Source organism: uncultured Jannaschia sp. (assembly GCF_947503795.1).
Classification (GTDB): Bacteria; Pseudomonadota; Alphaproteobacteria; order Rhodobacterales; family Rhodobacteraceae; genus Jannaschia.
In genome coordinates this window covers 408,442-433,133 of record NZ_CANNEZ010000002.1, presented here as the reverse complement: position 1 = coordinate 433,133, position 24,692 = coordinate 408,442, and the positions used below count along the sequence as shown (strand labels likewise).

Annotated in this window: 13 protein-coding genes; 6 read left to right on the top strand and 7 right to left on the bottom strand. The window is 67.0% G+C overall.

Annotated elements, in window-relative coordinates; translation table 11 throughout:
* Positions 1 to 84 precede the first annotated feature (84 nt).
* Complete coding sequence (locus tag Q0833_RS14630) at positions 85 to 621, top strand: cyclic nucleotide-binding/CBS domain-containing protein (RefSeq protein WP_298436392.1); 537 nt, start codon at positions 85 to 87, stop codon at positions 619 to 621.
* Between the two features lie 10 nt (positions 622 to 631).
* Here the strand turns inward: Q0833_RS14630 and Q0833_RS14625 are convergent, their stop codons facing one another.
* The 6 genes from Q0833_RS14625 to fnrL form a co-directional block, all read right to left on the bottom strand.
* The gene (locus Q0833_RS14625) at positions 632 to 1,984 is read right to left on the bottom strand and encodes an MAC/perforin domain-containing protein (RefSeq protein WP_298436389.1); all 1,353 of its coding nucleotides are present in this window, start codon (positions 1,982 to 1,984) and stop codon (positions 632 to 634) included.
* Positions 1,985 to 2,152: 168 nt separating this feature from the next.
* Positions 2,153 to 3,028 (bottom strand): cytochrome-c oxidase, cbb3-type subunit III, encoded by an 876-nt coding sequence (gene ccoP / locus Q0833_RS14620; RefSeq protein ID WP_298436386.1) that lies wholly within the window; start codon positions 3,026 to 3,028, stop codon positions 2,153 to 2,155.
* Positions 3,025 to 3,243: a cbb3-type cytochrome c oxidase subunit 3 gene (locus Q0833_RS14615; protein ID WP_298436383.1), complete on the bottom strand. Its 219-nt coding sequence runs from the start codon at positions 3,241 to 3,243 to the stop codon at positions 3,025 to 3,027. The genes ccoP and Q0833_RS14615 overlap by 4 nt, the downstream gene beginning before the upstream one ends.
* Before the next feature lie 11 nt (positions 3,244 to 3,254).
* The gene (gene ccoO / locus Q0833_RS14610; protein WP_298436380.1) at positions 3,255 to 4,091 is read right to left on the bottom strand and encodes a cytochrome-c oxidase, cbb3-type subunit II; all 837 of its coding nucleotides are present in this window, start codon (positions 4,089 to 4,091) and stop codon (positions 3,255 to 3,257) included.
* 6 nt (positions 4,092 to 4,097) lie between these two features.
* Positions 4,098 to 5,690 carry a cytochrome-c oxidase, cbb3-type subunit I gene (gene ccoN / locus Q0833_RS14605; RefSeq protein WP_298436377.1) on the bottom strand — a complete coding sequence of 531 codons (1,593 nt, stop codon included), beginning with the start codon at positions 5,688 to 5,690 and terminating at the stop codon, positions 4,098 to 4,100.
* A gap of 114 nt (positions 5,691 to 5,804) precedes the next feature.
* Positions 5,805 to 6,536 carry a transcriptional regulator FnrL gene (fnrL, locus tag Q0833_RS14600; RefSeq protein ID WP_298436373.1) on the bottom strand — a complete coding sequence of 244 codons (732 nt, stop codon included), beginning with the start codon at positions 6,534 to 6,536 and terminating at the stop codon, positions 5,805 to 5,807.
* A 52-nt stretch (positions 6,537 to 6,588) separates the two neighbouring features.
* Between fnrL and hemN the strand changes: the two genes are divergently transcribed.
* Together hemN and Q0833_RS14590 are read left to right on the top strand one after the other, a co-directional pair.
* The gene (gene hemN / locus Q0833_RS14595; RefSeq protein WP_298436370.1) at positions 6,589 to 7,944 is read left to right on the top strand and encodes an oxygen-independent coproporphyrinogen III oxidase; all 1,356 of its coding nucleotides are present in this window, start codon (positions 6,589 to 6,591) and stop codon (positions 7,942 to 7,944) included.
* Between the two features lie 485 nt (positions 7,945 to 8,429).
* Positions 8,430 to 9,098, top strand: a complete 669-nt coding sequence (locus Q0833_RS14590) for a response regulator transcription factor (RefSeq protein ID WP_298436367.1) — start codon at positions 8,430 to 8,432, stop codon at positions 9,096 to 9,098.
* On the opposite strand, the gene Q0833_RS14585 is transcribed toward Q0833_RS14590, so the two are convergent.
* Positions 9,099 to 10,421, bottom strand: a complete 1,323-nt coding sequence (locus tag Q0833_RS14585) for a hypothetical protein (protein WP_298436365.1) — start codon at positions 10,419 to 10,421, stop codon at positions 9,099 to 9,101.
* 382 nt (positions 10,422 to 10,803) lie between these two features.
* Here Q0833_RS14585 and Q0833_RS14580 point away from each other — a divergent pair, with 382 nt between their 5' ends.
* From Q0833_RS14580 to Q0833_RS14570, 3 genes are all read left to right on the top strand, one after another.
* Complete coding sequence (locus tag Q0833_RS14580) at positions 10,804 to 19,554, top strand: peroxidase family protein (protein WP_298436361.1); 8,751 nt, start codon at positions 10,804 to 10,806, stop codon at positions 19,552 to 19,554.
* 73 nt (positions 19,555 to 19,627) lie between these two features.
* Positions 19,628 to 21,466 carry a type I secretion system permease/ATPase gene (locus Q0833_RS14575; RefSeq protein WP_298436358.1) on the top strand — a complete coding sequence of 613 codons (1,839 nt, stop codon included), beginning with the start codon at positions 19,628 to 19,630 and terminating at the stop codon, positions 21,464 to 21,466.
* The gene (locus Q0833_RS14570; RefSeq protein ID WP_298436355.1) at positions 21,463 to 24,675 is read left to right on the top strand and encodes a calcium-binding protein; all 3,213 of its coding nucleotides are present in this window, start codon (positions 21,463 to 21,465) and stop codon (positions 24,673 to 24,675) included. The genes Q0833_RS14575 and Q0833_RS14570 overlap by 4 nt, the downstream gene beginning before the upstream one ends.
* Positions 24,676 to 24,692 lie beyond the last annotated feature (17 nt).

Below are 24,692 nucleotides of genomic sequence, written 5' to 3'. Positions count from 1 at the left end.
CCTTGATCCAGGTCAACGGTCCGTGTTTTGACCGCGCGCCCGCGCCCCTTAGGTCGTCTGGTAGACACCCGAGGAGGGACGATCATGGCGGATGACACACGCGGCGGTAACCGTTTGATGGATAGGGCGGAATACCGCGCCAAGCCCCGCCCGCTCACGCGCCCACCCGACGCCATGGTTTCCGAGGCCGTGGCCGCGATGTCCGACAAGAACTACGGCTGCGTCATCGTGACCGACCCCGACGACCGGGTGATCGGCGTCGTCACCGAGCGCGACATCATGAACAAGATCGTCGGACGCGGCCTCGACGCCAAGACGACGCCCCTCTCGGAGATCATGACCGCGGAGCCCCGGCTCGCGCGGGAGACGGACGACATGGTCGACTGGCTGCGGATCATGTCGAACGAGCGCTTCCGGCGGCTGCCGGTGGTCGATGACGAGGGGCGCATCAAGGCGGTGTTCACCCAGGGCGATTTCGTCAGCTACACCTGGCCCGAGATGCTGGGCCAGATGCGCTCGATCCTGAAGGCGCAGGCGATGGGGAACTTCCACTACCTGCTGATCGGCGGCGGCATCCTGATCTACGTTCTCGCCATGATCGTGGTCTTCGCCGCCGTCTGACGCGCGCGCCTCAGCGCGGGATCATCGGCACCCAGAACCGGACGCGGTCCTGCTTGGTCCAGCCTTTCACGCTGGTCTGCGGGGTGTAGTACCAACCCCGGCCAGGATGTTTGTAGTCGCGCTGCGCGGAATAGGCATTGATGCGCACCGTGTCGGCCGCGGCATCGGGCGCGTCATAGGCATGGAATGCGGGCGTCCGGTCACCCCAGACGTCGTATCCCGATTCCGGGTCCGTGGTCATGTAGAACGCGTCCTCATTCTTGTTGTAGTAGCGATAGATCTGCGCGGTGCCGGGGCGGGAGCCATCCTTGAACGCATAGAAGCGGACGCCTTCATCGTCCCAGCCCGAGGGCGCGGTTTCGGGCTGGGTGGTGAAGAACCAACGGCTCGGACTGCTGTGATGAAAGCCGTGGACCGGCACGATGTCGGGCGCATCGGGCAGCGGATGGCGCATCTCCTCGGCCGCGATGGCCGCGTCGAGCGCGGCGCGTCGTTCGGCCGTGCCGGCCAGCCTGCTGATCGGTTGCAGACCTCCGGTGATGTCGCAGACGGCCGGACGCGCCTCGACCGTGTCGGCCCAGGCCTGGTAGCCACCCTGCAGGAGCGCCTCGCCCTTGGCCGGGTCACCGCCGCAGACCCGCGCCTTCCGGTGCGATTTCTCCTTCATCGTCTCGACGGCCGTCGTCATCTCGCTGTCCATATGACCCTCGAACTTGCCCGTCAGGCTCGCCGCGGTCATGCGGGCCGACGCGGTCAGGTCGACGGTCTTGCTGGCCTCTGCGCGGTCGATGGCGATGCAAATGCTGCCGCGCCCGCCGACCGTGACCGCTTCCAGGTAATGCGTCCCGTAGGTCGCGATCACCTCCTCCGGCGTCATGGCCCCGTCGAGATCCTTGGCCACACCCGCGCGCAGATGCCCCCGCATCTCGGTGAACGAGGGCAGGTTCAGCCGTCGGTAGATGATGTTGTAGGTCACCTGGAAGAAGCTGGCCGTCGCGATCCGGCGTTCCTTGCAGGCGAAGGCCGCGTCCAACTCGCCCTCGAAATAGGCCGTCTGGCCCTTGAGCCCGATCGACGCGCTCAGCGATTTCGAGAAGTCCTGTAGGCTGCGGCTTTCCAGAAGCTCGGCCATGCCGCGGGTCGTCTCCTGGACCTGCACCAGCTCGGAGGTGGTGAAGGGCGTGCCGGGCACGTCGTGATCGAGCGGTCCGAGGTCGAAGAGGCGCGCCTTGATCGAGGACGGCTCGCAATACTGGCCGAAGACGTCGTAGCCGCGACCGATCGTGTCTGTGCCGGGCAGAACGCCGCTGGCGACCGCTTCGGCCTCCGCCGGTGTCTGCGCGATAAAGGTATCTGCCGCCATCGTCCGTCTCCCGCATGTATTTTAAGGGGCAGAAGACGCGGAAATGGCTTTTCAGTCAAATCTCTACACGGACGCCCCCGCCGTGGCGGACGGCGGGGGCGCGGGTCCGGCTCCCTCAAGCCGGACCGGGTCCCGCGCGCCTCGTAGATCGGCGCGCCGGGATCGGGATCACTCGGCGATCTGGGCTTCGCCGCCGCCGAGGCCATGGACATAGGCCGCGACCGCGCGGACCTGCGCCTCACCCAGCCGGTCCGCCCAGGGCGGCATCACGCCGAAGCGCGCGTTGCGGATCGAGTATTCGACCGCCTCCGGGTCGCCGCCATAGAGCCAAATCGCATCCGTCAGGTTGGGTGCGCCCAGTTCGCGGTCGCCCAGCCCCGCGTCGCCGTGACAGGCCGCGCAATTGTCGAGATAGAGCTCGGCCCCGGCCGCATCGGCCTCGCTCAGGCCCCCGAGGTTCCGGACATGGGCCGTCAGCGCCGCGATCTCCCCGTCCTCGAGGATCTCGCCGAAGGCGGGCATCTCGGACCAGCGGGCATCCGGGTCGGTCTCGTTGCGGATGCCGTGGCGAACCGTGAAGGCGATCTCGTCCAGCGTGCCGCCCCAGAGCCAGTCATCGTCGAGCAGGTTCGGATAGCCCGCCGCCTGCACGCCCGCGGCCCCCCGCCCGTGGCATTGCGAGCAATTGTTGGCGAAGACGCTCTCGCCCGCCGAGACGGCGAAGCGCAAAAGCTCCTCGTTGGCCGGCAGCACGGCGAGGTCGGTCGCCACGAGGCTCTCGGTCAGATCCGCGTTCGACAGCGCGACACGCTCGATCTCGGCGGCCACCTCGGCGCGGGTCGAATAGCCCAGCACGCCCGCCGTCGCGCCCGAGATCAGCGGCCAGGCCGGGAACAGGATCGTGTAGATCACGCCCCAGACGATGGTCGCGTAGAAGGTCCAGAGCCACCAGCGGGGCAGGGGCGTGTTCAGCTCCTCGATGCCGTCCCAGACGTGACCCGTGGTCTCGGTTCCGGTGGCGTCGTCGATTTTCTTGTCGCTCATTTCGCACCCCCGATCGGGCGCGCACAGGTGCAGGCGGGGCAGGCGTTCGGACAGGCCATCGGTTCGGTTTCTCGGAACGGCACCTGTGCTGCGTCGTCGTGGATCGGGCGCGAGCCGGGGCGGAACACCCAGACGGCGCAGAACACGAAGAAGGCGAAGAGGGCGAGAAGGCCCCAGCTGTCGGCAATCTCGCGCAGGAGGGAATAGAGGTCCATGTCGCGTCTCCTCAGCGGCTGGCGTCGGGCTCGAAGGTGGAGAAGTCCACCAGCGTGCCCATCATCTGCAGGTAGGCCACGAGCGCATCCATCTCGGTCAGCGCGGGAAGGCCGTCGAAGTTGCGGACCTGGGCGCTGGGATAGCGCTCCAAGAGCCCGTCCCAGTCGGCGTCGGGATCGGCCTGCACGCGGATATCGGCGGCGGCCATCTCGATCATCTCCTCGGTATAGGGCACGCCGACCAGCGCGTGGGTCGCGACCAGCGCCTCGGTCTGCCCGGTCTCCAGCCGGCTGCCGGCAAGAAACGCGTATTTCGGCATGATGCTCTCGGGGACGACCGATTGCGGGTCCATCAGGTGATCGACATGCCATTCGTCCGAGTAGCGCAGGCCGACACGGGCGAGGTCCGGCCCCGTCCGCTTGGAGCCCCATTGGAACGGGTGGTCGTACATGCTCTCGGCGGCCAGTGAGTAATGCCCGTAGCGCTCCACCTCGTCGCGCATCGGACGGATCATCTGGCTGTGGCAGACATAGCAGCCCTCGCGGATGTAGATGTCACGCCCGGCCAGCTCCAGTGGGGTGTAGGGGCGCATCCCCTCGACCTCCTCGATGGTGTTTTCCAGCCAGAAGAGCGGCGCGATCTCGACGATGCCGCCGATGGCGACCACCACGAGGCTGCCCACGAGGAGGAGCGTCGCGTTCCGCTCGAAGCGCTGGTGGAAGGTGATGGTCTCCGTCTCGGGCGGAAGCTCGTTGGGAACGCGGCCCTCGGCCAGCCCTTCTGCGGCGGTGACCACCTTCGGGTCGTCCTCGGGGTCGTAGTTCGGGTCTCTGGGATCGGTGCTCATGTCAGGTCACTCCGCCGGGGTTGCGATCGCGGATGTCCGGGGGGCCCGGATCGTCATCCACATGTTCCAGGACATCACCAGCGCGCCCGAGAGGTAGAGCACCCCGCCCAGCGCCCGCACCACGTACATGGGGAACTTGGCGTCGACGGTGTCGGCGAAGGCATTGACGAGAAAGCCGTTCGCGTCGACCTCGCGCCACATCAGGCCCTCCATGATCCCGGTGACCCACATCGAGGCCGCGTAGAGGACGATCCCCACGGTCGCGAGCCAGAAGTGCAGGTTGATCGCCGCCATCGAGTGCATCCGCGCGCGGCCCCAGAGCTTCGGCACGAGGAAGTAGATCGCGGCGAAGGTGATGAGGCCGTTCCAGCCGAGCGCGCCCGAATGCACGTGCCCGATGGTCCAGTCGGTGTAATGCGACAGCGAGTTGACCGCCCGGATCGACATCATCGGCCCCTCGAAGGTCGACATGCCGTAGAAGGCGAGGCTGGCCACCATCATGCGGATGATCGGATCGGTGCGGATCTTGTCCCAGGCGCCTTCCAGCGTCATCAGGCCGTTGATCATGCCGCCCCAGCTGGGCATCCAGAGCACGATCGAGAACACCATCCCCAGCGTCGAGGCCCAGTCGGGCAGCGCGGTGTAATGCAGGTGGTGCGGACCAGCCCAGATGTAGAGGAAGATCAGCGCCCAGAAGTGGATGATCGAGAGCTTGTAGGAGTATACCGGGCGGCCCGCCTGCTTGGGGACGAAGTAATACATCATCCCGAGGAAGCCCGCGGTCAGGAAGAAGCCGACGGCGTTATGGCCGTACCACCACTGCGTCATCGCGTCTTGAACGCCCGAGAAGACCTGCACCGACTTCGAGCCGAAGATGCTGACAGGGACGCTCAGGTTGTTGACGATGTGCAGCATCGCGACGGTCACGATGAAGGCGAGGAAGAACCAGTTGGCCACGTAGATGTGGCGTTCCTTCCGCTTGATGATCGTGCCGAGGAACACCGCGAGATAGGCGACCCAGACGATGGTCAGCCAGATGTCCACGTACCATTCGGGCTCGGCATATTCCTTCGACTGGGTGGCCCCCAGCAGGTAGCCGGTCGCCGCCAGCACGATGAAGAGGTTGTAGCCCCAGAACACGAACCACGCGAGGTTCCCGCCCCAGAGCCGCGCGGCCGACGTCCGCTGGACGATGTAGAACGAGGTCGCGATCAGGGCGTTGCCGCCGAAGGCGAAGATCACCGCGCTGGTGTGCAGCGGGCGCAGGCGGCCGAAATTGGTATAGGGCTGGCCCCAGTCGAAGTTCAGCGCCGGAAAGGCAAGCTGGAAGGCGATGAACACGCCGGCCAGCATCCCCACCACGCCCCAGAAGGACGTGGCCAGCACGCCGAAGCGGACCGGCCCGTCCATGTAGCCCAGCTCGGCCTCGACCAGGCGGGGTGCCTCTTCCATGCCGCGCAGCGTCCAGATGAGCATGCCCACGGCGACCACCATGATGATCAGCGCGTGCAGCATGTAGGCCGCGTCATGGGCATAATTCGCGGCGATGGCGGCAAACAGCGCCACCAGTCCGAGAAGTCCGATCTTGAGGTAGTCCATCCGGTCGTTCCCTTCCTCCGGAGCCCATGAGGGGGGCCCGTCCGAGGGTGGGATAGACGTGGGTCGGGGCGCGGGGCCTTGATTCAGGTCAAGCGGTCGCGCGTCGATGTCGCCTCAGGCGAGGTTCATGCCGTCCTCGTCGTCGCCGGCTTCCATCAGGAGCACCGCGAGATCGTCGCAGATGACGCCGCGCTTGCCCTCGAGCCGGATGATCCCGGCCTTGCGGAGCGCGGTCATCTGGCGGCTGACGGTCTCAATGGTCAGGCCCAGATAGGTCGCCATCGCCTCGCGGGTCAGCGGCAGCTCGGCCCGGAGCGGCCCGCCGGACACGACCGAGCGGCGCAGCACGATCGCCAGAAGCGTCGCGACCTTCTCGCGCGCGGTCTTGCGGCCCAGCACCAGCATCCAGTCCCGCGCGGCGTCGAGCTCGTCGAGCGACATCTCAAGCAGGCGGGTCGCCACATGCGGCGTGTCGTCGATCATCGTCTCGAACTCGGACCGGCGAAAGCAGCAGAGCGTCACGTCGGTCGCGGCCACCACCTCGTAGGGGGCGGTCGCGCGCCCCGGACGTCCCACGAAATCCGACGGCATCAGGAGGCCGACCATCTGCATCCGGCCGTCTTCCAGCGATCGGGTCAGCGTGGCGCAGCCCGACACGACCGACCCGACGAAGGACAGCGCCTCGCCTTCCATCACGATCGTCTCGCCCGCGCGCCACGACCGGTAGGATTTCATCGCCGCCAGCCGGTCGAGTTCGTCGCCCTCGCAGGACGCGCAGACCGCGCGGTGCCGGATCGGGCAGGCGGCGCAGCCTTCGGTCGCGAGTGTCAGATCGAGCTTGGACATGTCCCGGCTCCTGAAGGGGAGGTTGATGCAAATCAAGGTTTCATCATGCCGCATGGGCCAAGTCGAGGCCATGACACGCCAGATGCTCGATATCCGCGCAATCGAGGCCCGCGCCCCGCGCTATACCAGCTATCCGCCGGCGACGCGCTTCCATGACGGGGTGGGGCCCGATGCGGCGCTGGGCTGGCTCGGCGCTGTGCCCCCCGGATCGCGGATCTCGCTTTATGTGCATATCCCGTTCTGTCGCCGCCTCTGCTGGTTCTGCGCCTGCCGCACCCAAGGGACGCGCAGCACCGCCCCGCTCCTCTCCTATCTCGATGCGCTCGAAGACGAGATCGCGCTGATCGCCGATGCCCTGCCGCCGGACGTGACCGTCGCGCATCTTCACCTCGGGGGCGGCACGCCGACGCTCTTGCCCGCCGAGGCGATGGCCCGGCTCTTCGCCATGCTCGAGGCGCGCTTTCCCCGCGCGCCCGGCGCCGAGGTTTCGGTCGAGGTCGACCCGACCGAGCTCGACGCCGCACGCCTCGACGCGCTGGCCGAGGCCGGGCTGACGCGCGCGAGCCTCGGGGTGCAGGATTTCGACTCCGCCGTGCAGGCCGCCATCGGCCGGCCGCAAAGCTTCGCCCAGACCGCCGCCGCCGTGAACGGTCTGCGCGCGCGGGGCATATCAGCGATCAATCTCGACCTTCTCTACGGGCTGCCGCACCAGAGCGTGAAAACCATCGATCGCACGCTGGACCAGGCGCTGTCGCTGATCCCGGATCGGGTTGCGCTCTATGGCTACGCGCATGTCCCCTGGGCCTCGAAACGGCAGGTCATGATCGAGGCCGACGCGTTGCCCGACGCCCATGCCCGGCTCGAACTGGCGCGTCGCGCGGCCGACCGGATGCGCGAGGCGGGCTATGCGGCGGTCGGGATCGACCATTTCGCGCGGCCGGCCGATCCGATGGCCATCGCCGCTCGGGCGGGGACGCTTCGCCGCAACTTCCAGGGCTACACGACCGACAGGGCCGAGGTCCTGATCGGGCTCGGCGCGTCCTCGATCTCGCGGCTTCCGCAGGGCTATCTGCAGAACGCGGCGCGCACCGGCGACTGGAAGGCCCGGGTGCAGCGCGGGCGTCCCGCCGTCGCGCGGGGCTACGCATTGACCAACCGCGACCGGCTGGTCGGCGAGGTCATCGAACGCCTGCTCTGCGACTTCGCCGTCGACCCCACGGCCTTCCCGGATCGGCAATCGGTCGCCGAATTGACCGCTCGCGCCGCTCTGCACTGGCCCGAGGCGGTGATCCGCACCCGAACGGGCGCCCTGCGCATCCGTGACGAGGCGCTGCACCTGGCGCGAATGGTCGCGCTCGCGATGGATGCGGAGCCCGTGCCGACCGGTCGCCACAGCACCGCGATCTGAACAGCACGGTTTCCGCCATGCGTCGTTTGGACACATCTATATATCTGAATTCATGTCAGGAATCCTGTCGGCATGATGCGCACAAGCCTGCGGGGAGAAGTCATTGGTCCGCGAAGGCCATCGGATCGGAACCAATCCCGGCACCCGCAGCCGGACTGCGTCCAAGACGAAAACGAATCGCCGAATCGCAGGCCCGAAAATTCGTTACCAATCCGTTAATCGCGGCGGCCGTTTTGGGCGCCTCCTTGCCGAGAACAGTCTGTTCCGCCTGCCCAAATTTCAGACGGTTGCGCCCTAACCCGTTGATTATCAACGCATACAAAGAGTTGCCGCAGAGTCACCGATCAGCGTTGCTTTGCCTACTGCATCGACTAAAATGACGATCAGACCGAGTTTTGCGATTTTGACGACCTGTAACGCCCTTGTTTTTGGGGCGAATTTTTCCCTGCGCCTTGTGTTCGGCGCGCTGTGCTGAGGTTGGGTTCATGATTACCGTAGCGTTCATCGACGACCATCCGATCCTTCTGTCGGGCCTGTGTCACCTGATGTCCGGGAACGACGAGTTCAAAGTCGTCGGGACCGGATGCGACGCAGATGCGATTCACGACATCGTGGAGGCCCATCACCCCGATGTCCTGGTCGCCGATTTCTCCATGCCCGGAAACGTGCTCGAGGCGATCGCCAAGACCGGCCGCGATTTTCCGGATACCCGTATCCTCGCCTTCTCGGCCACCTGTTCCATCGAGAAGGCGATCGCCATCCTCGAGGCGGGGGCCACGGGCTTCGCACTCAAGGGCAGCTCGCTCGACGACCTGACGGACGCGATCCGGCAGGTGAACAAGGGTGAGAACTACATCACGCCGTCCTTCGCGATGAAGGTCGTCACGGGCCTGCGCGAAAAGGCCCGTCGCAAGGAAACGCACAAGCGCATCGCCTTCAGCCCGCGCGAGGACCAGGTCCTGCGCCTCCTGCTGACGGGGCAGACGAACAAGGAAATCGCCGACGCGCTGGAGATCAGCGAGAAGACGGTGAAGCACTACATGTCGATCCTGATGCAGAAGCTGAACGTGCGGAACCGCCTCGAGGTGGTGCTGGCCGCGCAGTCGCTGCCGCAGCAGCAGGTCGAAGCGCCGCGGGCCGCCGCCCTCAACTGATCAGATCCGGCGCGACGCCCCGAGCGGCAGCGTGGCGTCCAGCGTCGCGCGGCCGTTTTCGACGTCGAAGTCGAGCGTTCCACCGAACACGTCCAGCCGCCGGCGCATGCCCCGTAGGCCCAGCCCGCCGCCGGGTGATTTCGCCGGGGCCCGCGACGGGTCGACGTCGTTGCGGATGACGATGCGGATCGCGTCGTTCTCGGTCCAGCACCGGATCTCCTGACCGTCGCCGTCCGCGTGACGCTGCGCGTTGCGGAGCCCTTCTTGGACGACGCGGAACAGGCAGGTCCGGCGGGGCGTGTCGAGCGCCTCGGACGGAAGCTTCAGGTCCAGCGCGACCGAGCGGCCGGTCGAATCCTGGTGGCGGCGCGCGGCGACCTTCACGATCTCCGTCACCGTCAGGTCCGCGAGCTCCGGCAGGATGAGACCGTCGGAGATCGAGCGCAGCTGCCGCAGCGCGGACCCGATCAGGCCCAGCGCGCTGGTTCCGTCCGGCAGCGGTCGCTGATCGGTCCCGCTCAGCAGGGCACCCAGAGCGAGCGTCTGGATCGGCCCGTCATGCAGCTCGGCCCCAACGACGTTCAGCACCATCTCGTTGGCAAGGGTCACTTCGGTGCGCGCGTTCTCGGCCTCGGCCCGAAGCCGGGCGTTCTGTGCGGTCACGACCCGTTCGCGGTGCAGGTTCGCCCGGAGCTTGGCGCTCTGGCGGGCCGTAAGCCCGAGCACCAGCAGAAGACCCAGCGTCGCCAGCCCGATGCCGCCCCAGACCGCCGCTTCGACGCGATGCCGTTCGCGGACAAGCGCGGTGGCGTCGCGGTAAACCTCGCCCACGGCGATCGTGTGACCCGAGACCTCGTCGCGGATCGGGACGTAGATCTCGAGGAAGGGCGCAGCGATCGGCGCGCCTTCGGCCTCCTCCTCGTCGAGCACCAGCTCCCACATGATGCCACCCTCGGCCACCTCGATGATCTCGTCGACGTCATGCGTGCCGGCCGTGTCGCCCTCGAGGCTGCCAAAGACCAGTTGGCCGTCCGGGCTCCAGGCGCGCAGCACGCCCAACGTCTCGCCTTGGGGCAAGGATCGCGACAGGTCCGTCAGGCGTTCGCCGAGATCGGCGGGGTCCGTCGCGGCATCCCCGCCAGCGGCGGCGGTGAGGACCATCGGCGCCAAGAGGCCATCGACGTAGTTTCCGCCCGCATCGGCCAGCGCCCGGAGCTGAAGATCGCGGTAGGAATTGGTGATGAAGAGGCCCAGCCAGAGCATCGATCCCATGACCATCAGGCCGGTGAGAACCGAGACGAGAAGCGGGCGCGGAAGGCGCATTTTTGGCGATTCGGATGGGGGGGCGAATCGGTCGATGGCACCGTCTTCGTTAACGATCACAGCCCTGCTCACTCTCGTCACGGCCCTAATTCAGCCACGATCTTTACCTATCACGACATCAGACCGGCATTGTGGCCGCCCGATGCACCGAACGCCTGAATTGCCCATGAAACAAGGCGATTTCGAGGCATTCGGGAAACTAGGCCTTTTGCGACCCCGACCTTGGCCCGTACCGAATCGGGACCTTGGTCCAATACGCCTCCTCTACGAAGGAACCATGGATGGGTGATCCCATCGGGTAGGAGGTTAACGAGTCCTAAGCACCTAACGGTTAACCCAAGCCAATGAGACACTTCTCCCATCTTCTAGGGGGAAGTCCGTCATGGCTCTTAAGCTCAACGCCGCCGATCTGGCATTTGTTCTGCGTCAGATCAAAATTTCCGAGGCCCACGCCGCTGGCACGCCTCTGACCGAAATCTATGTCGACGCCGACGGCAACGTCGTGCCCGAGGGCACCGTGGGTGCCGTTCTCGCCATTTCCGACCCGCTGGTGCCCTACGGCCTGCGCACGGTCGACGGGTCGCTGAACAACCTTGTGGAGGGCCGCGAGCAGTGGGGAGCCGCCGACCAGGCGATGCCGCGCATGCTGAGCACCGACTTCCGCGACGAGGCCGATGGCGATGTGATGCCGCTCGGCGCGCCCGGATCGGGCCTCGAAGTTACCAACACCGATTACGGCGTGGAAGGCGCCCCGACCGGCTCGCCCTTCATCAATGGCGGGCATTCCGGCAACGTCGCCGATGCCGATCCGCGCATCATCTCGAACCTCGTCAATTCGCTGAGCACCGACAACCCGGCCGCCGTCGAAGCCTGGTTCGCCAGCGACGCCGCCCTCGCCGCCTTCCACGAGAAGTACGGCGAAGATGCGATCCCGGTCCGTCCCGGCGAAGGCCCGCCGCCCGCCGATGTCGGCCTGCTGAACACCGGCTTCGAGTTGGACGATCTCACGCCCGGCACGCCCGGCGTGTTCAACCCGCCCGCGGGCGCCTACACCCGAACTGCGCCGATCGGCTGGGATTCGACCGGTCGCGTCGGGACCTGGGCCCCGGAAGCCAGCACGGACCTCACTGGCTTCTCGGGCGAGGCCGTCGCGTGGCTCGGCATGGGGGGCTCGCTGAGCCAGGATGCCGGAACCATCACGGCCAATGCCGATTACGAACTTACGTTCCGCGTTGGTGACCGAGCGGAAGGCAACCCGATCAACGGCGTGGCACGCCTCGTTGCCGTCGCCGCCGACGGTTCGACGACGGTTATTTCCGAAGTGCCTACTCCTGCGCTGGCCAATTTGGCTTGGGCGGACATGACGGTATCCGCCGACAAGACCATGCTCGCGGACCATGTGGGTGAAACGCTCCGCGTCGAGATCGCCCGCGTTTCGGGCGGCGAGATACTCATCGACGACGTCAACCTGACCGCCACGAGCGGCACACAGATCGAGATCACCGACGAAGACCTCCAGTCGCTGCCGAACATCGCGCCCGACGATGGCATCTCGGCGCCGTTCAACGCGTGGATGACCTTCTTCGGTCAGTTCTTCGATCACGGCCTCGACCTGATCACCAAGGGCGACAACGGCACGATTTTCATCCCGCTGCAGGCCGACGATCCGCTCGTCCTGGGCGAGGACGGCATCGCGGGCACGGCGGACGATCTGCCGAACCACCTGCGCTTCATGGCCGTCACCCGCTCGACCCCGGTCGACGGACCTGGTGCCGACGGCATCATGGGCACGGCGGACGACACCACGCATGAAGGGCAGAACACCACGACGCCCTTCGTCGACCAGAACCAGACCTACACCTCGCATGCCTCGCACCAGGTCTTCACCCGCGAGTACGCGTTCGACGCCAGCGGCAATCCGGTGGCCACGGGCCACCTGCTCGACGGCGCCAATGGCGGCCTCGCCACTTGGGCCGAAGTGAAGGCGCAGGCCCGCGACATGCTCGGCATCGAGCTGACCGACGGCGACGTGCTGAACATCCCGCTCCTGCGGACCGACGCCTATGGCGAGTTCGTGCGCGGGCCCAACGGCCTGCCGCAGATCGTGGTCGGCCTCGGCCCCGACGGCATCCCGAACACCGCCGACGACATCACCGTTGAGGGTGATCTGGCCAACCCGGTCAACACCTTCACGGCCGGCGCGATCCGCATCGGGCACGCCTTCCTCGACGACATCGCCCACGCCGCCAATCCGTTCGACAGCCAGACCGGTGGCATCAAGGCGGCCGATAGCGACAGCGATATCGGCCTGAGCGAGACCGGCACCTACGACAACGAGCTGCTGGACCGTCACTTCATCACCGGCGACGGTCGCGGCAACGAGAATATCGGCCTGACCGCCGTCCACCACGTCTTCCACTCGGAGCATAACCGCCAGGTCGATGCCCAGAAGCTGACCGTGCTGGAAACCGGCGATCTGGACTTCATCAACGAGTGGCTGCTCGAGGACGTCACCGAGGTTCCGACCAGCCCCGAAGGCCTGGTGTGGGACGGCGAGCGCCTCTTCCAGGCTGGCCGCTTCGCGACCGAGATGCAGTACCAGCACCTCGTGTTTGAGGAGTTCGGTCGCAAGATCCACCCGAACATCGATCCGTTCGTGTTCAACGCGGTGACCGACATCAACCCGGCCATCTTCGCCGAATTCGCGAACACCGTGTATCGCTTCGGTCACTCGATGCTCACGGAGGCGATGCCGCGCGTCATGGTCGACGAGACCACGGGCGAGCTCAGCACCGATGACATGGGCCTGATCGCGGCCTTCCTGAACCCGGTGGCCTTCGACAATGACGGTGCGATGAGCGCCGACGAGGCGGCGGCGGCAATCGTCCGCGGCATGTCCACCGAGCGCGGCAGCGCGATCGACGAGTTCGTCGTCGACTCGCTGCGCAACAACCTGCTCGGCCTGCCACTCGACCTTCCGGCGATCAACATCGCCCGCGGTCGCGACACCGGCATCCCGAGCTTCAACGATACGCGTGCCGAGCTCTATGCGCAGACCGGCTCCACCTGGCTGCGGCCCTATGAGAACTGGGTTGAGCTGGCCAACAACCTGTCCACGCCGACGACGATCATCAACCTGATCGCCGCCTACGGCACGCACGCCTCGATCACCTCAGCCACCACGCTCGAGGGCAAGCGCGATGCCGCGTTCGACCTCGTCATGGGCGGCGGTGCCGTCAGCGACGAAGAGCGGTTCGCCTTCCTGCTGCAGGACGCCGAGACCAGCGGCCTGAACAACATCGACCTCTGGGTCGGCGGCCTGGCCGAACGCACCATGCCCTTCGGCGGCATGCTGGGGTCGACCTTCACCGCCATCTTCGAGGCGCAGATGGAGGCGCTGCAATTCGGCGACCGGTTCTACTACCTGTCCCGGACCCAGGGTCAGAACCTGCTCAACGCGCTGGAGGAGAACTCCTTCGCGAAGATGATCCTGGCCAACACGAACCTCAGCGACCCCGGTGCCGACGGCATCCGCGGCACGGACGACGACATCGTGCGCCACCACATCGGTGCGGATGCGTTCGGCCTCTACGACTTCGTCCTCGAGGTGAACCAGGCCAACCAGCTGATCGACGATCCGACCGGCAACGATCCGATCCTCGAGGCGCTCGGCATGGGCAAGGTCGTCCGTGACGATCCCACCACAACCGAGGTCGAGACCAACTATCTCCGCTTCTCGGGTGGCGAGCACGTCGTGGTCGGCGGCACCAATGAAAACGACACCATCATCACCGGGGATGGCGACGACGCCATCTGGGGCGATGCCGGCGACGACTACATCGAATCCGGCTTCGGCGTGGACCAGGTCCTCGGCGGCGGCGGCTCCGACATCATCCTCGATGCCGGTGACGAAGGCGACTTCCTCAAGGGTGAAGCCGGCGACGACATCATGGCCACCTCCAACGGCCTCGACGTCCTGATGGGCGGCTCGGGCAAGGACGTGGTCTTCCTCGGGGCCGATGCCTCGGAAGTCTTCGGCGGTTCGGGTGACGACTTCATCCTCGGCGGCGACGGTGCCGACTTCCTGCTCGGCAACGAGGGGGACGACTGGATGGAGGCCGGCAACGGCTTCGACACCACCGCCGGTGACAACTCGGAGCTGTTCTTCAACTCCTCGATCATCGGTCACGACGTGATGTTCGCCGGTGAGGACGAGCATGATTTCGACGCCGAATCCGGCGACGACATCATGGTCCAGGGCGAAAGCGTCATGCGCAACGAGGGCATGTGGGGCTTCGACTGGGCGATCTTCAAAGGTGTGCCGGTCGACGGCTATGCCGACATGCGGATCAAGATCTTCACGACCGACCAGGAAGACATCCTGCGCAACCGCTTCGACAAGACCGAAGCGCTCTCGGGCTGGGATCACAACGACACGCTGATCGGTGACAACCGTATTGCGCCCGGCGCACTCGACCCGGCGGAAGTCGAGCCCGGTGCGGCGGCGGAAGGCGTGTTCGAGCGTGACGGTCTGGACCAGGCCGGCATCGACCGCATCGCGGGCCTGTCGGACATCGTGTCCATCGCCGATGGCGAGACCTTCTGGGAGGAAGGCAACATCCTCCTCGGCGGTGCCGGCAGCGACATGCTGCAGGGCAACGCGGGCGACGACATCCTCGATGGCGATCGCTGGCTGAACGTCCGCATCCGGATCACGGCTGACGGCGCCGATGCCAACGAGCAGGGCAACGAGATCGCGACGGTCGATACCCTGACCCACGTGTTCACCGCCGAAGACGGCGTGGACGCGGCCTGGGTCGGCCAGAGCCTCTTCGAGCTCCTGGTGTCGCGTACGATCGTTCCGGGCCAGATGCACATCGTCCGCGAGATCATCGACAGCGGCGACACCGACAGTGTCGACGTGGCGATCTTCAACGACGACCGGACCCAGTACACGCTGACCTATCTGGACGATGGTTCGGTCCAGGTGGAGCATACCGGCTTCGGCACCACGGATGTGCTGATCGACGACGGATCGGACATCATCCGCAACGTCGAGATCCTGCGCTTCCGCGACGGTGATGTCGCCTTCGGCGACCTGAACATCACCGGTTCGCTGATCCTCAGCGACATGACCCCGACCGAAGGTCAGGTCGTCGCGCTCGACACGTCGATGCTGGGCGGTGACGCCGGGATCGACGGGCCGATCGACATCCAGTGGCAGTCCTTCGATGGCGTGGATTGGGTCGATATCCCCGGCGCAACCGGTCTGACCTACACGCCGAACGACGAGGCTCCGGACACGGATGGCATCCAGGTCGGACGTCCGCTCCGCGCGGTCGCCGCGTTCCTCGACGGGATGGGTGTTCTCCAGACCGTGGCATCCGCCGAGACGGCGCCGGTCGGTGACGACTGGATGGCCACGCTCGCAGAGGAGCGCTTCGACGGCACCGAGGGCGACGACATCGCCCTGGGCGACGCCGCGGACAACCGTCTGGCCGGAAATGGTGGCGACGACCTCCTTGAGGGCGGCGCTGGCACCGACCGGGTCGATGGCGGCGCGGGCAACGACACGCTCGTCGTCGACTTCGCCGCCGGCGCCGGTGGTCGCGATCTGATCGATGGCGGCCTCGACACCGACACGTTCGTCCTGACGGGCGACGCGAGTGCCGAGCAGTTCACGATCATGACCTCCGCTGCGGCTGCCGGGTTCGGCATCGTCTCGGACGCCGAGATCGTGATCACCCGCGGTACGATCAACGACGCGAACGTGATCGCCGAGATCGACGCCGTCGAGGAGATCATCGTCAACTCGAACCCGCTCACCGCGGGCGGCGGAGCCGTCGGAGGCGACACGATCGTCGTCCTGGGCGACTTCACCGCGACCAGCCTCAACTTCAACACGATCACCATCAACGGCTCGACCGGCGATGATGAGGTGGACATCACGGGGCTGAACTCCGCGCACCGCATCGTGTTCAAGGGCGAAGGGGGCAACGACACCATCGTCGGCACCCTGCGGCCGCAGGACGTGATCGAGGTGGGGCCGCTCGGCGGGCCGACCACGACCACGACCGACGCGTCCGGCATGACCACGGTTTCCGGCCCCAACGGCTCGGTGATGTTCCACGCACCGGCCGGTATGCCGGGCTTCGTCAACACGGTCGTGCAGAACGGGGACGACGATGCTGCGGATGGCAGCTTCGGCCTGACCCAGCGCGATCTCGACGGACTGTCCAACCTGGTCAAGGGTCTCGCACCCTTCGAGGGCAGCGATGACGGCGCACATGCCGCCGGCATCCGCACCCTGAGCGGTGAAGGCAACAACATCGCCAACCCCGAGTTCGGGGCCGCCGACGAGCCGTTCATCCGGCTGACCGAGGCGCGCTACGGCGATGCCGACGATGCCGGGAACCGCGAGGTCAATCCGATCTTCGACGGGCTCGACCCGCGGACGATCTCGAATGTCCTCGGTGATCAGGAGGTGGACCTGGCGACCAGCGCCAAGAACGCCAACGCCCTGTTCACGGCCTTCGGTCAGTACTTCGACCACGGCCTGACGTTCATCGCCAAGGACAGCGCGAACGGGACCATCGCCATCGGTGGCGAAGGCTCCGAGCGTAGCCCGACCTCGGACAACCCGGCCGATCTGACCCGGGCCCAGGTCGTCGGTCACGACGCGGACGGCAACCCGATGCACGTCAACAAGACGTCGCCCTTCATCGACCAGAACCAGGCTTACGGAAGCCACGAGCTGGTCGGTCAGTTCCTCCGCGAAAGCGACGGGAACCAGGGCTTCGGCATGCGGCTGCTCTCGGGTGAGCCCGATCCGTCGGATCCGGAGTTCAACCTGCTCCCGACCCTGCGCGATCTCATCGAGCACCATTGGGCTGCGGACACGATCTTCACCGATCCGTCCCTGCCGAACGGCGCGCAGAGCTTCCGCGAGGCGTTCCCGGGTCTGGTCGACGAGACCACCGGGGCCATCGACGGCGAGATGGTGAAGATGATGGCATCGGACTTCATGGGCTCCACCCATGCGCTGCTGATCGACACCAACCCGTATCTCAACCTGCTCGATCACCGTATCGCCGGTGACGGACGGGCCAACGAGAACGTCGCTCTGACCTCGATCCACACGATCTGGGCGCGGAACCACACCTTCCACGTCGAGAATCTCGTGGCCTCCGGCTTCGAAGGCAGCCCCGAGGAGGTGTTCCAGGCGGCCAAGTTGCTGAACGTCGCCGAGTACCAGCGGGTCGTCTACGAGGACTTCGCGGACATGCTGCTCGGCGGGATGCGGGATCCGGATGGCGGCACGGGCGATCATGGCTGGGACGGCTACGACGATACCGTCGATGCCCGGATCAGCCACGAGTTCGCGGCTGCGGTCTACCGCTTCGGCCACTCGATGATCAGCGAGACGGTTCAGGTCATGGGACCGGATGGAAATCCGATCCAGGTGCCGCTCTTCGATGCCTTCCTGAACCCGACCAACGCAGCCGAAGCCTTCAACGGACCGCTGCCGCAAGGCTACGTGCCGCAGCCGGGCTACACCCAGCTGGGAACCAAGGCGATCCTCGAGGGGGCGACGACGCAGGCTGCAGAAGAGGTCGACTTCAACATCGTCGATGCGGTTCGGAACGATCTCGTCCGCGTCAATGCCGACCTGTTCTCCTTCAACGTCGCCCGCGGCTGGGATATCGGCCTCGGCACGCTGAACCAGGTCCGCGCCGATCTGGCTGCCTCCACCAACCGCCATATCGCGGAAGCCGTCGGCCTGGCCGGTGACCTCTCGCCCTATGCCGATTGGGGTGACTTCCAGGCCCGCAACGGCCTGAGCAACGAAGTCATCGCGCAGCTGATGGAGGCCTATCCCGACCTCGTCCTGTCCACGCAGGAAGAGATCGACGCCTTCGTCGCGGTCAACCCGGGGCTCACGCTCCTGGATGGTGAGAACGGTGCGAAGATCGTCAAGGGCATCGACCGCGTCGACCTCTGGGTCGGTGGCCTGGCCGAGAAGCACGTCAACGGCGGCATGGTGGGTCAGACCTTCTGGGTCGTCATCCACGAGCAGCTCGACCGTCTGCAGGAAGGTGATCGGTTCTACTACATCGATCAGTTCGACAACTTCGACTTCTACCAGCAGTTCGGTGAGGACACGACCTTCGCCTCGATCGTGGACCGCAACAGCGGGATCGAGGGCCTCGACAACACCATCTTCGACTCCGTCAACGACGGGGCAGGTGACGGTAACGACGGGGGTGCCGATAACGGCGGCGACGACGACAACGGCAACGACGACAACGGCAACGACGATCAGTCGCCCGCGGTCGGCGACGCCATCGTCGGCTCCGAGATCGCCGAGGCCATGTTCGGCACCGACGGCGCCGACAACATGCTCGGTCTGGGCGGCAACGACATGATGTTCGGCGGCGAAGGCTCCGACAACATGATCGCGGGCGCCGGGAATGACATGATGTTCGGCGACGCCGGCAACGACCGGATGTTCGGTGACGAAGGCGACGACTTCATCGACGCTGGTGCCGGCAACGACTTCGTAGTCGGCGGCGAGGGGGACGACATGTTCCTCGCCAGCGTCGGCGACGGCAGCGATGTCTACTACGGCGACGCCATCGAAGGCGGGACCGGCACGGACACGCTGGATATGTCGGCCATCATGTCGAACATCACGGCCGATCTCGGCTCCGGCACCAACGGCCGAGGCAGCGCACAGAGCGCGGACTCGGGCAACGATGTCCTCTGGAACGTCGAGAACTTCCTCGGCGGCTCGGGCGACGACGTTGTCACCGCGGGCAAGGGCGTCAACGAGATGGACGGCGGCGCGGGTGCTGACACCTACCGCTTCCTCTCGGCCGAAGATGCCGACGGTGACATCATCACCGGGTTCGAGCCGGGCGACCGGATCGACCTGACGGGGATGTCGGATGGCACCCTGGCCCTGGTCTCGGACGCCTTCACCGGCACCGGCGAGGTCATGGTCTCCCACGAGACGCGAGCGGACGGCGACTACACGGTCGTCCAGGGCAACCTCGAAGGGGACAACGGGTCGGAGTTCTCGATCAACATCAAGGGGCGGCATGACCTGTCGTCGGATGACTTCATGCTCTGATTAACCAGTGCCTCCGGGCGGCCTCCGGGCCGCCCGGATTTTTCTCAAGCGTATCGTATCCGGGGGGATCGACATGGCTGGCAAGTCCAAGAAAGTTCGCGGTGCAGCGGCGAAAGTCGTCGGAAGTCTGAAAGGACTTTCAGCATTTCTCTTCATCATTTCGGGTGTCATCAGCGTCCTGGCGCTGACCGGCTCCTTCTACATGCTCCAGATCTACGACCGGGCCCTGGTCAGCGGCAGCGTTCCGACGCTGGTCGCGCTCTCGGCCCTCGCGATCGGGCTCTATGTCTTCCAGGGCTTCTTCGACATCATCCGCGCCCAGATGCTGGTGCGGATCGGCGCGCGGCTCGACCGCCGCCTGGCGCCGGTGGCGCACCAGGTCGTCGTCGACATGCCGCGGCTGGGCTACTCGACCTCCGAGGCGCTCGAGCGCGGGCGCGACGTCGACACGCTGCGCACCTTCGCGGGCTCCCAGGGGCCGGTCGCCATCTTCGACCTGCCGTGGATGCCGCTCTTCCTGATCTTCGTCTACATGCTGCACCCGACGCTGGGCGCACTGACGATCGGCGGCGCCTTCGTCCTCGTGACGCTGGCCGTCATCACCGAGATCCTGACCCGCCGCTTCAGCGCGGACACCCAGAACTCGACCATCGTGCGCAACCAGATCGCGGACTCCAACGCCCGCAACGCCGAGGTCCTCAAGGCGATGGGCTTCGTCGGCCGGGCGGTGAAGCGCTTCACCCGCGCCAACGAGCGTCACCTCGAACTGCAAACGAAGACGAGCGACATCACCGGCAGCTTCGGCGCCATGTCGCGCGTGCTGCGGATGCTGCTGCAATCGGCGGTCCTCGGGCTCGCAGCCTACCTGACCATCAAGGGCGAGCTGTCGGCCGGTGCCATCATCGCGAGCACCATCGCCGCGTCGCGGGCCATGGCGCCCATCGACCTCGCAATCGGCAACTGGAAGCACATCGTCGCCGCGCGCGGCGCCTGGGGCCGCGTCCGCGACACCGTCGAGGTGCTGGCCGCGCTGCCGCAGCCGATGCAGCTTCCCAAGCCCACCATGACCCTCAAGCTCGAGGGCGTGACCGTCGCGGCCCCCGCGACCGGCCGCGTCATCCTCAGCGATGTCAGCTGCGAGGTCCGGGCCGGCGACGCCGTCGGCATCATCGGACCCTCGGGTGGCGGCAAGTCGAGCCTCGCCCGCGCCCTGGTCGGGATCTGGCCGCCGCTGCGCGGTGCCATCCGCCTCGACGGCGCCGAACTGGCGCAGTGGAGCGACGAGGAGCGCGGCGTCCATGTCGGCTACTTGCCGCAGGACGTCTCGCTTCTGGATGCCACGGTCGAGGAGAACATCTCCCGTCTCGAGGAGGAGCCCGACGCCTCGGCCATCGTCGCCGCGGCACAGGCCGCCGCGGTCCACGAGATGATCGTGCGCCTGCCCGACGGCTACCGCACGGAGCTCGGGCCGATGGGTACGTCCATCTCGGGCGGACAGCGTCAGCGCATCGGCCTCGCCCGCGCGCTCTATGGTGACCCGTTCCTCGTCGTCCTCGACGAGCCGAACGCCAACCTCGACCCCGAGGGCGAGCAGGCGCTGACCAAGGCCATCGAGGGCGTCCGCGCCCGCGGCGGCATCGCGATCGTGATCGCGCACCGGCCCAGCGCGCTGCAGGCCTGCAACCTCGTGGGCATCGTCCAGCAGGGCAAGCTCTCGGCCTTCGGTCCGAAGGAAGAGATCCTGGCGCCCAAGGCCGCGCCCGATGCGCAGCCCGGCACGCCGGACATGCAGCCCGCCGCGACCACCGCGGCCGGTGCCAAGGCCAAGGGGGCCCAAGGGTCCTCGCCTAAAGTCGCCGCCGAGACACGCCGTCTCGTGGCCAAGAAAGCAGCGGGAGGTGCCAAGTCGTGATCGATGTCAAAGCGCACAAGCAATCCACCGGGCCAGCGCCCGTCAAGGATGACCCGCTCGCCCTGCGACCGGCCGAGAAATCCGGCAACGGCCCGATCGGCGCCGTCGTCCTCGGCTTCGTCTCGCTCGCCCTTTACCTGAAATCGTTCTTGCCTGCCTCCGCAGCCCAATCCCAGCCGGTCACCCCGGAACCGGTCGGGCCCGCGGAGGACGGCAATGGCGGCGGCGCCCCAATCGCCCACGCTCTACGGCTCGTGCCGGGCGCCGCCGACCAAAAGACCCCCGAGGAGGATCCCGAGGACGTCGAAGCGGAGGAGGGCGCGTCCCTTGCCGACTTCATCTTCGGGCCGCTCGGCGGGGCGCTCGCGCCCGGCCGGTCGAACGGTTTCCTGCCGAGCTTCGAGACCGAATTCGGTGCGAATTCCCAACTGCCGCCCTTCCGCTCGATGCAGGTGACCAGCGATGGCGCCACGTTCAGCGACGGCTGGCAGATCCCCGAAGGCTTCCGGTCCGAGCTGTCGCTCGACGACGGCATGGACGGGGACGAGGATGGCGGCGCGGACGGCGTGCAAAACCGCGCGCCCCGCAACCTGACCTCCGTGCGGCTGGCCGATGTCGGCAGCGGCGCGATGCTCGCGATCGGCCTGGCGCATCTCCTGGGCCAGACCGTCGATCCCGAAGGTGACCGCATGGTCGTCAGGATCGACCGCGTCGAGGGCGGCGAGCTGCGCGCCACCGAGGATGGCTGGGTCTTCATCGCCGATGGCGAGACCCTGGGCGAAGTGCGGATCGATTACTCGATCGGCGACGGCTACAACGCCATCTCGCAGTTCGCGACCTTCGACATCCTGCGCAACGAGATCGACGGCACCGCCTCGGGCGAGCTGCTGCGCGGCTCGGCCGGGATCGACCGGATCGACGGCCACGAGGGCAATGACGACATCGTCGCGCTCGCCGGAAACGACGTCGTCTATGGCGGCGCCGGCGACGACCGTATCATCGGCGGCGATGGCGACGACTACCTCGTCGGCGGCACCGGTCACGACATCATCGCGGGCGGTGCCGGCAACGACACCATCCTCGGGCTGGAGGGCGACGACGCGCTCTATGGCGAGGCCGATGACGACGATATCGAGGGCGGTGCGGGCGATGACCTGATCGACGGCGGCAGCGGCGACGACATCCTGTCGGGCGGCGAAGGCAACGACATCATCACCGGTGGAACCGGGTTCGACATGCTCGACGGCGGCGAGGGCGACGACATGCTCTCGGGCGGCGCGGATGACGACATCATCTTCGGAAGCGAGGGCAACGACCAGTTGTCGGGCGATGCGGGTCTCGACGACCTTTCGGGCGGCTACGGGAACGACGTGCTCTATGGCGGCGCGGGCAACGACCGGCTTGCGGGTGACGCGGGCAACGACCGGCTCGAGGGCGATGCCGGGGCCGACGACCTCTCTGGCGGTGCCGGGGCGGATTACCTCGTCGGGGGCGCCGACAACGACGTCCTGGCCGGTGACGGGGGCAACGACCTGCTCTTCGGCGAAGAGGGCAACGATGCGCTCACCGGTGGCGAGGGCAATGACAGCATGTCCGGCGGCGACGGCGACGACCAGCTCGATGGCGGCGCGGGGGCGGATGTCCTCGACGGCGACGCGGGCGACGACCAGCTCTTCGGCGGCATAGGCGACGACCAGCTCGCGGGCGGCGACGGCGACGACATCCTGTCGGGTGGCGCGGGCGCGGATGCGCTCGAAGGCGGCGCCGGCGTGGATGCGCTCTCGGGCGGCACGGGCGACGACGTGATGTCCGGCGGGGCGGGCGACGACCGGCTCGAAGGCGATGACGGCAACGACGTGATGTCGGGCGACGACGGCGTCGACCTGATGCTCGGCGGTGCGGGCGACGACGTGATGGACGGCGGCGCGGGCAATGACCTGATGCGCGCGGGATCGGGCGATGACGTGGCTTCCGGCGGTGCCGGGGATGACGTGATGGACGGCGATGCCGGGGCGGACAGCCTCGACGGCGGCGCCGGGGCCGATGCCATCTCGGGCGGCGACGGCGCGGACACGCTGCTGGGCGCCGACGACGACGACACCATCGCGGGCGATGCCGGCGATGACGAACTGACCGGCGGCGCAGGACAGGACGACCTGTCCGGCGGCGCGGGCAACGACAGCCTGCTCGGCGGCGAGGGCGACGACATGCTCGCGGGCGACGAGGGGGCCGACACGCTCGAAGGCGGTCTCGGCGCGGATACGCTGGATGGCGGTGACGGCGACGACTCGCTGGAGGGCGGCGACGGTGCCGACGAGGTGATCGGCGGCGCGGGCGATGACTGGCTCTCGGGCCAGGCCGGCGCCGACTGGCTTCAGGGCGGGGAGGGCAACGACTTCCTGCGCGGCGGCGACGACGAGGACATCCTCTGGGGCGACGCCGGCAACGACCTGCTCGACGGCGAGGAGGGCGATGACGTCCTGATGGGCCATGAGGGCGACGACCGGCTGAAGGGCGAGGAAGGCAACGACTCGCTCGACGGCGGGGCGGGGGACGACGTCCTTCTCGGCGGCTCCGGCGACGACATCCTGATCGACGGCGCCGGCATCGACGAGGTCGAGGGCGGCATCGGCGAGGACCATGTCATCGCCAGCGACGACGGCGCCGATGACCGCTTCGACGGCGGCGACGGGGTCGACATTCTCGACTACTCCGAGGCCACGGACGGGGTCACGTTCGACTTCGCCGCACGCATGGCCGAGGGGCAGTCGATCGGCGCGGACAGCTTCGGGGGCTTCGAAGCCTTCGTGGGCAGCGCCGGGAACGACCGGTTCATCGCCGACGGGGGTCACGCGTCCCTGCGCGGCAATGGCGGCGACGACAGCTATGAGTTCCGCGCGGGCGACCATGTCGGCCGGGTCCATTCGGCCTTCGACATCGAGGATTTCGACGAAGGCGACGTGATCTCGGTCGCGGGTCCGGGGGGCACCTACCTGGTGCGCAACGGCGAGGTGACCGAGGGCGCGGAAGGGGCCTTTGCCGCCTACGCGGCCGGCATGACCAATGCCGATCCCGACATCCGCTACCGCCATGACTTGACCGAAGATTATCGGCGCACCGTCATCGAGATCGACTTCGACCGTGACGACACGACCGACCTGACCGTAACGCTTCAGGGTGAGCATTCGCTCAACCTGGACCAGGTCTGACCGGGCGCCGTAGGAGG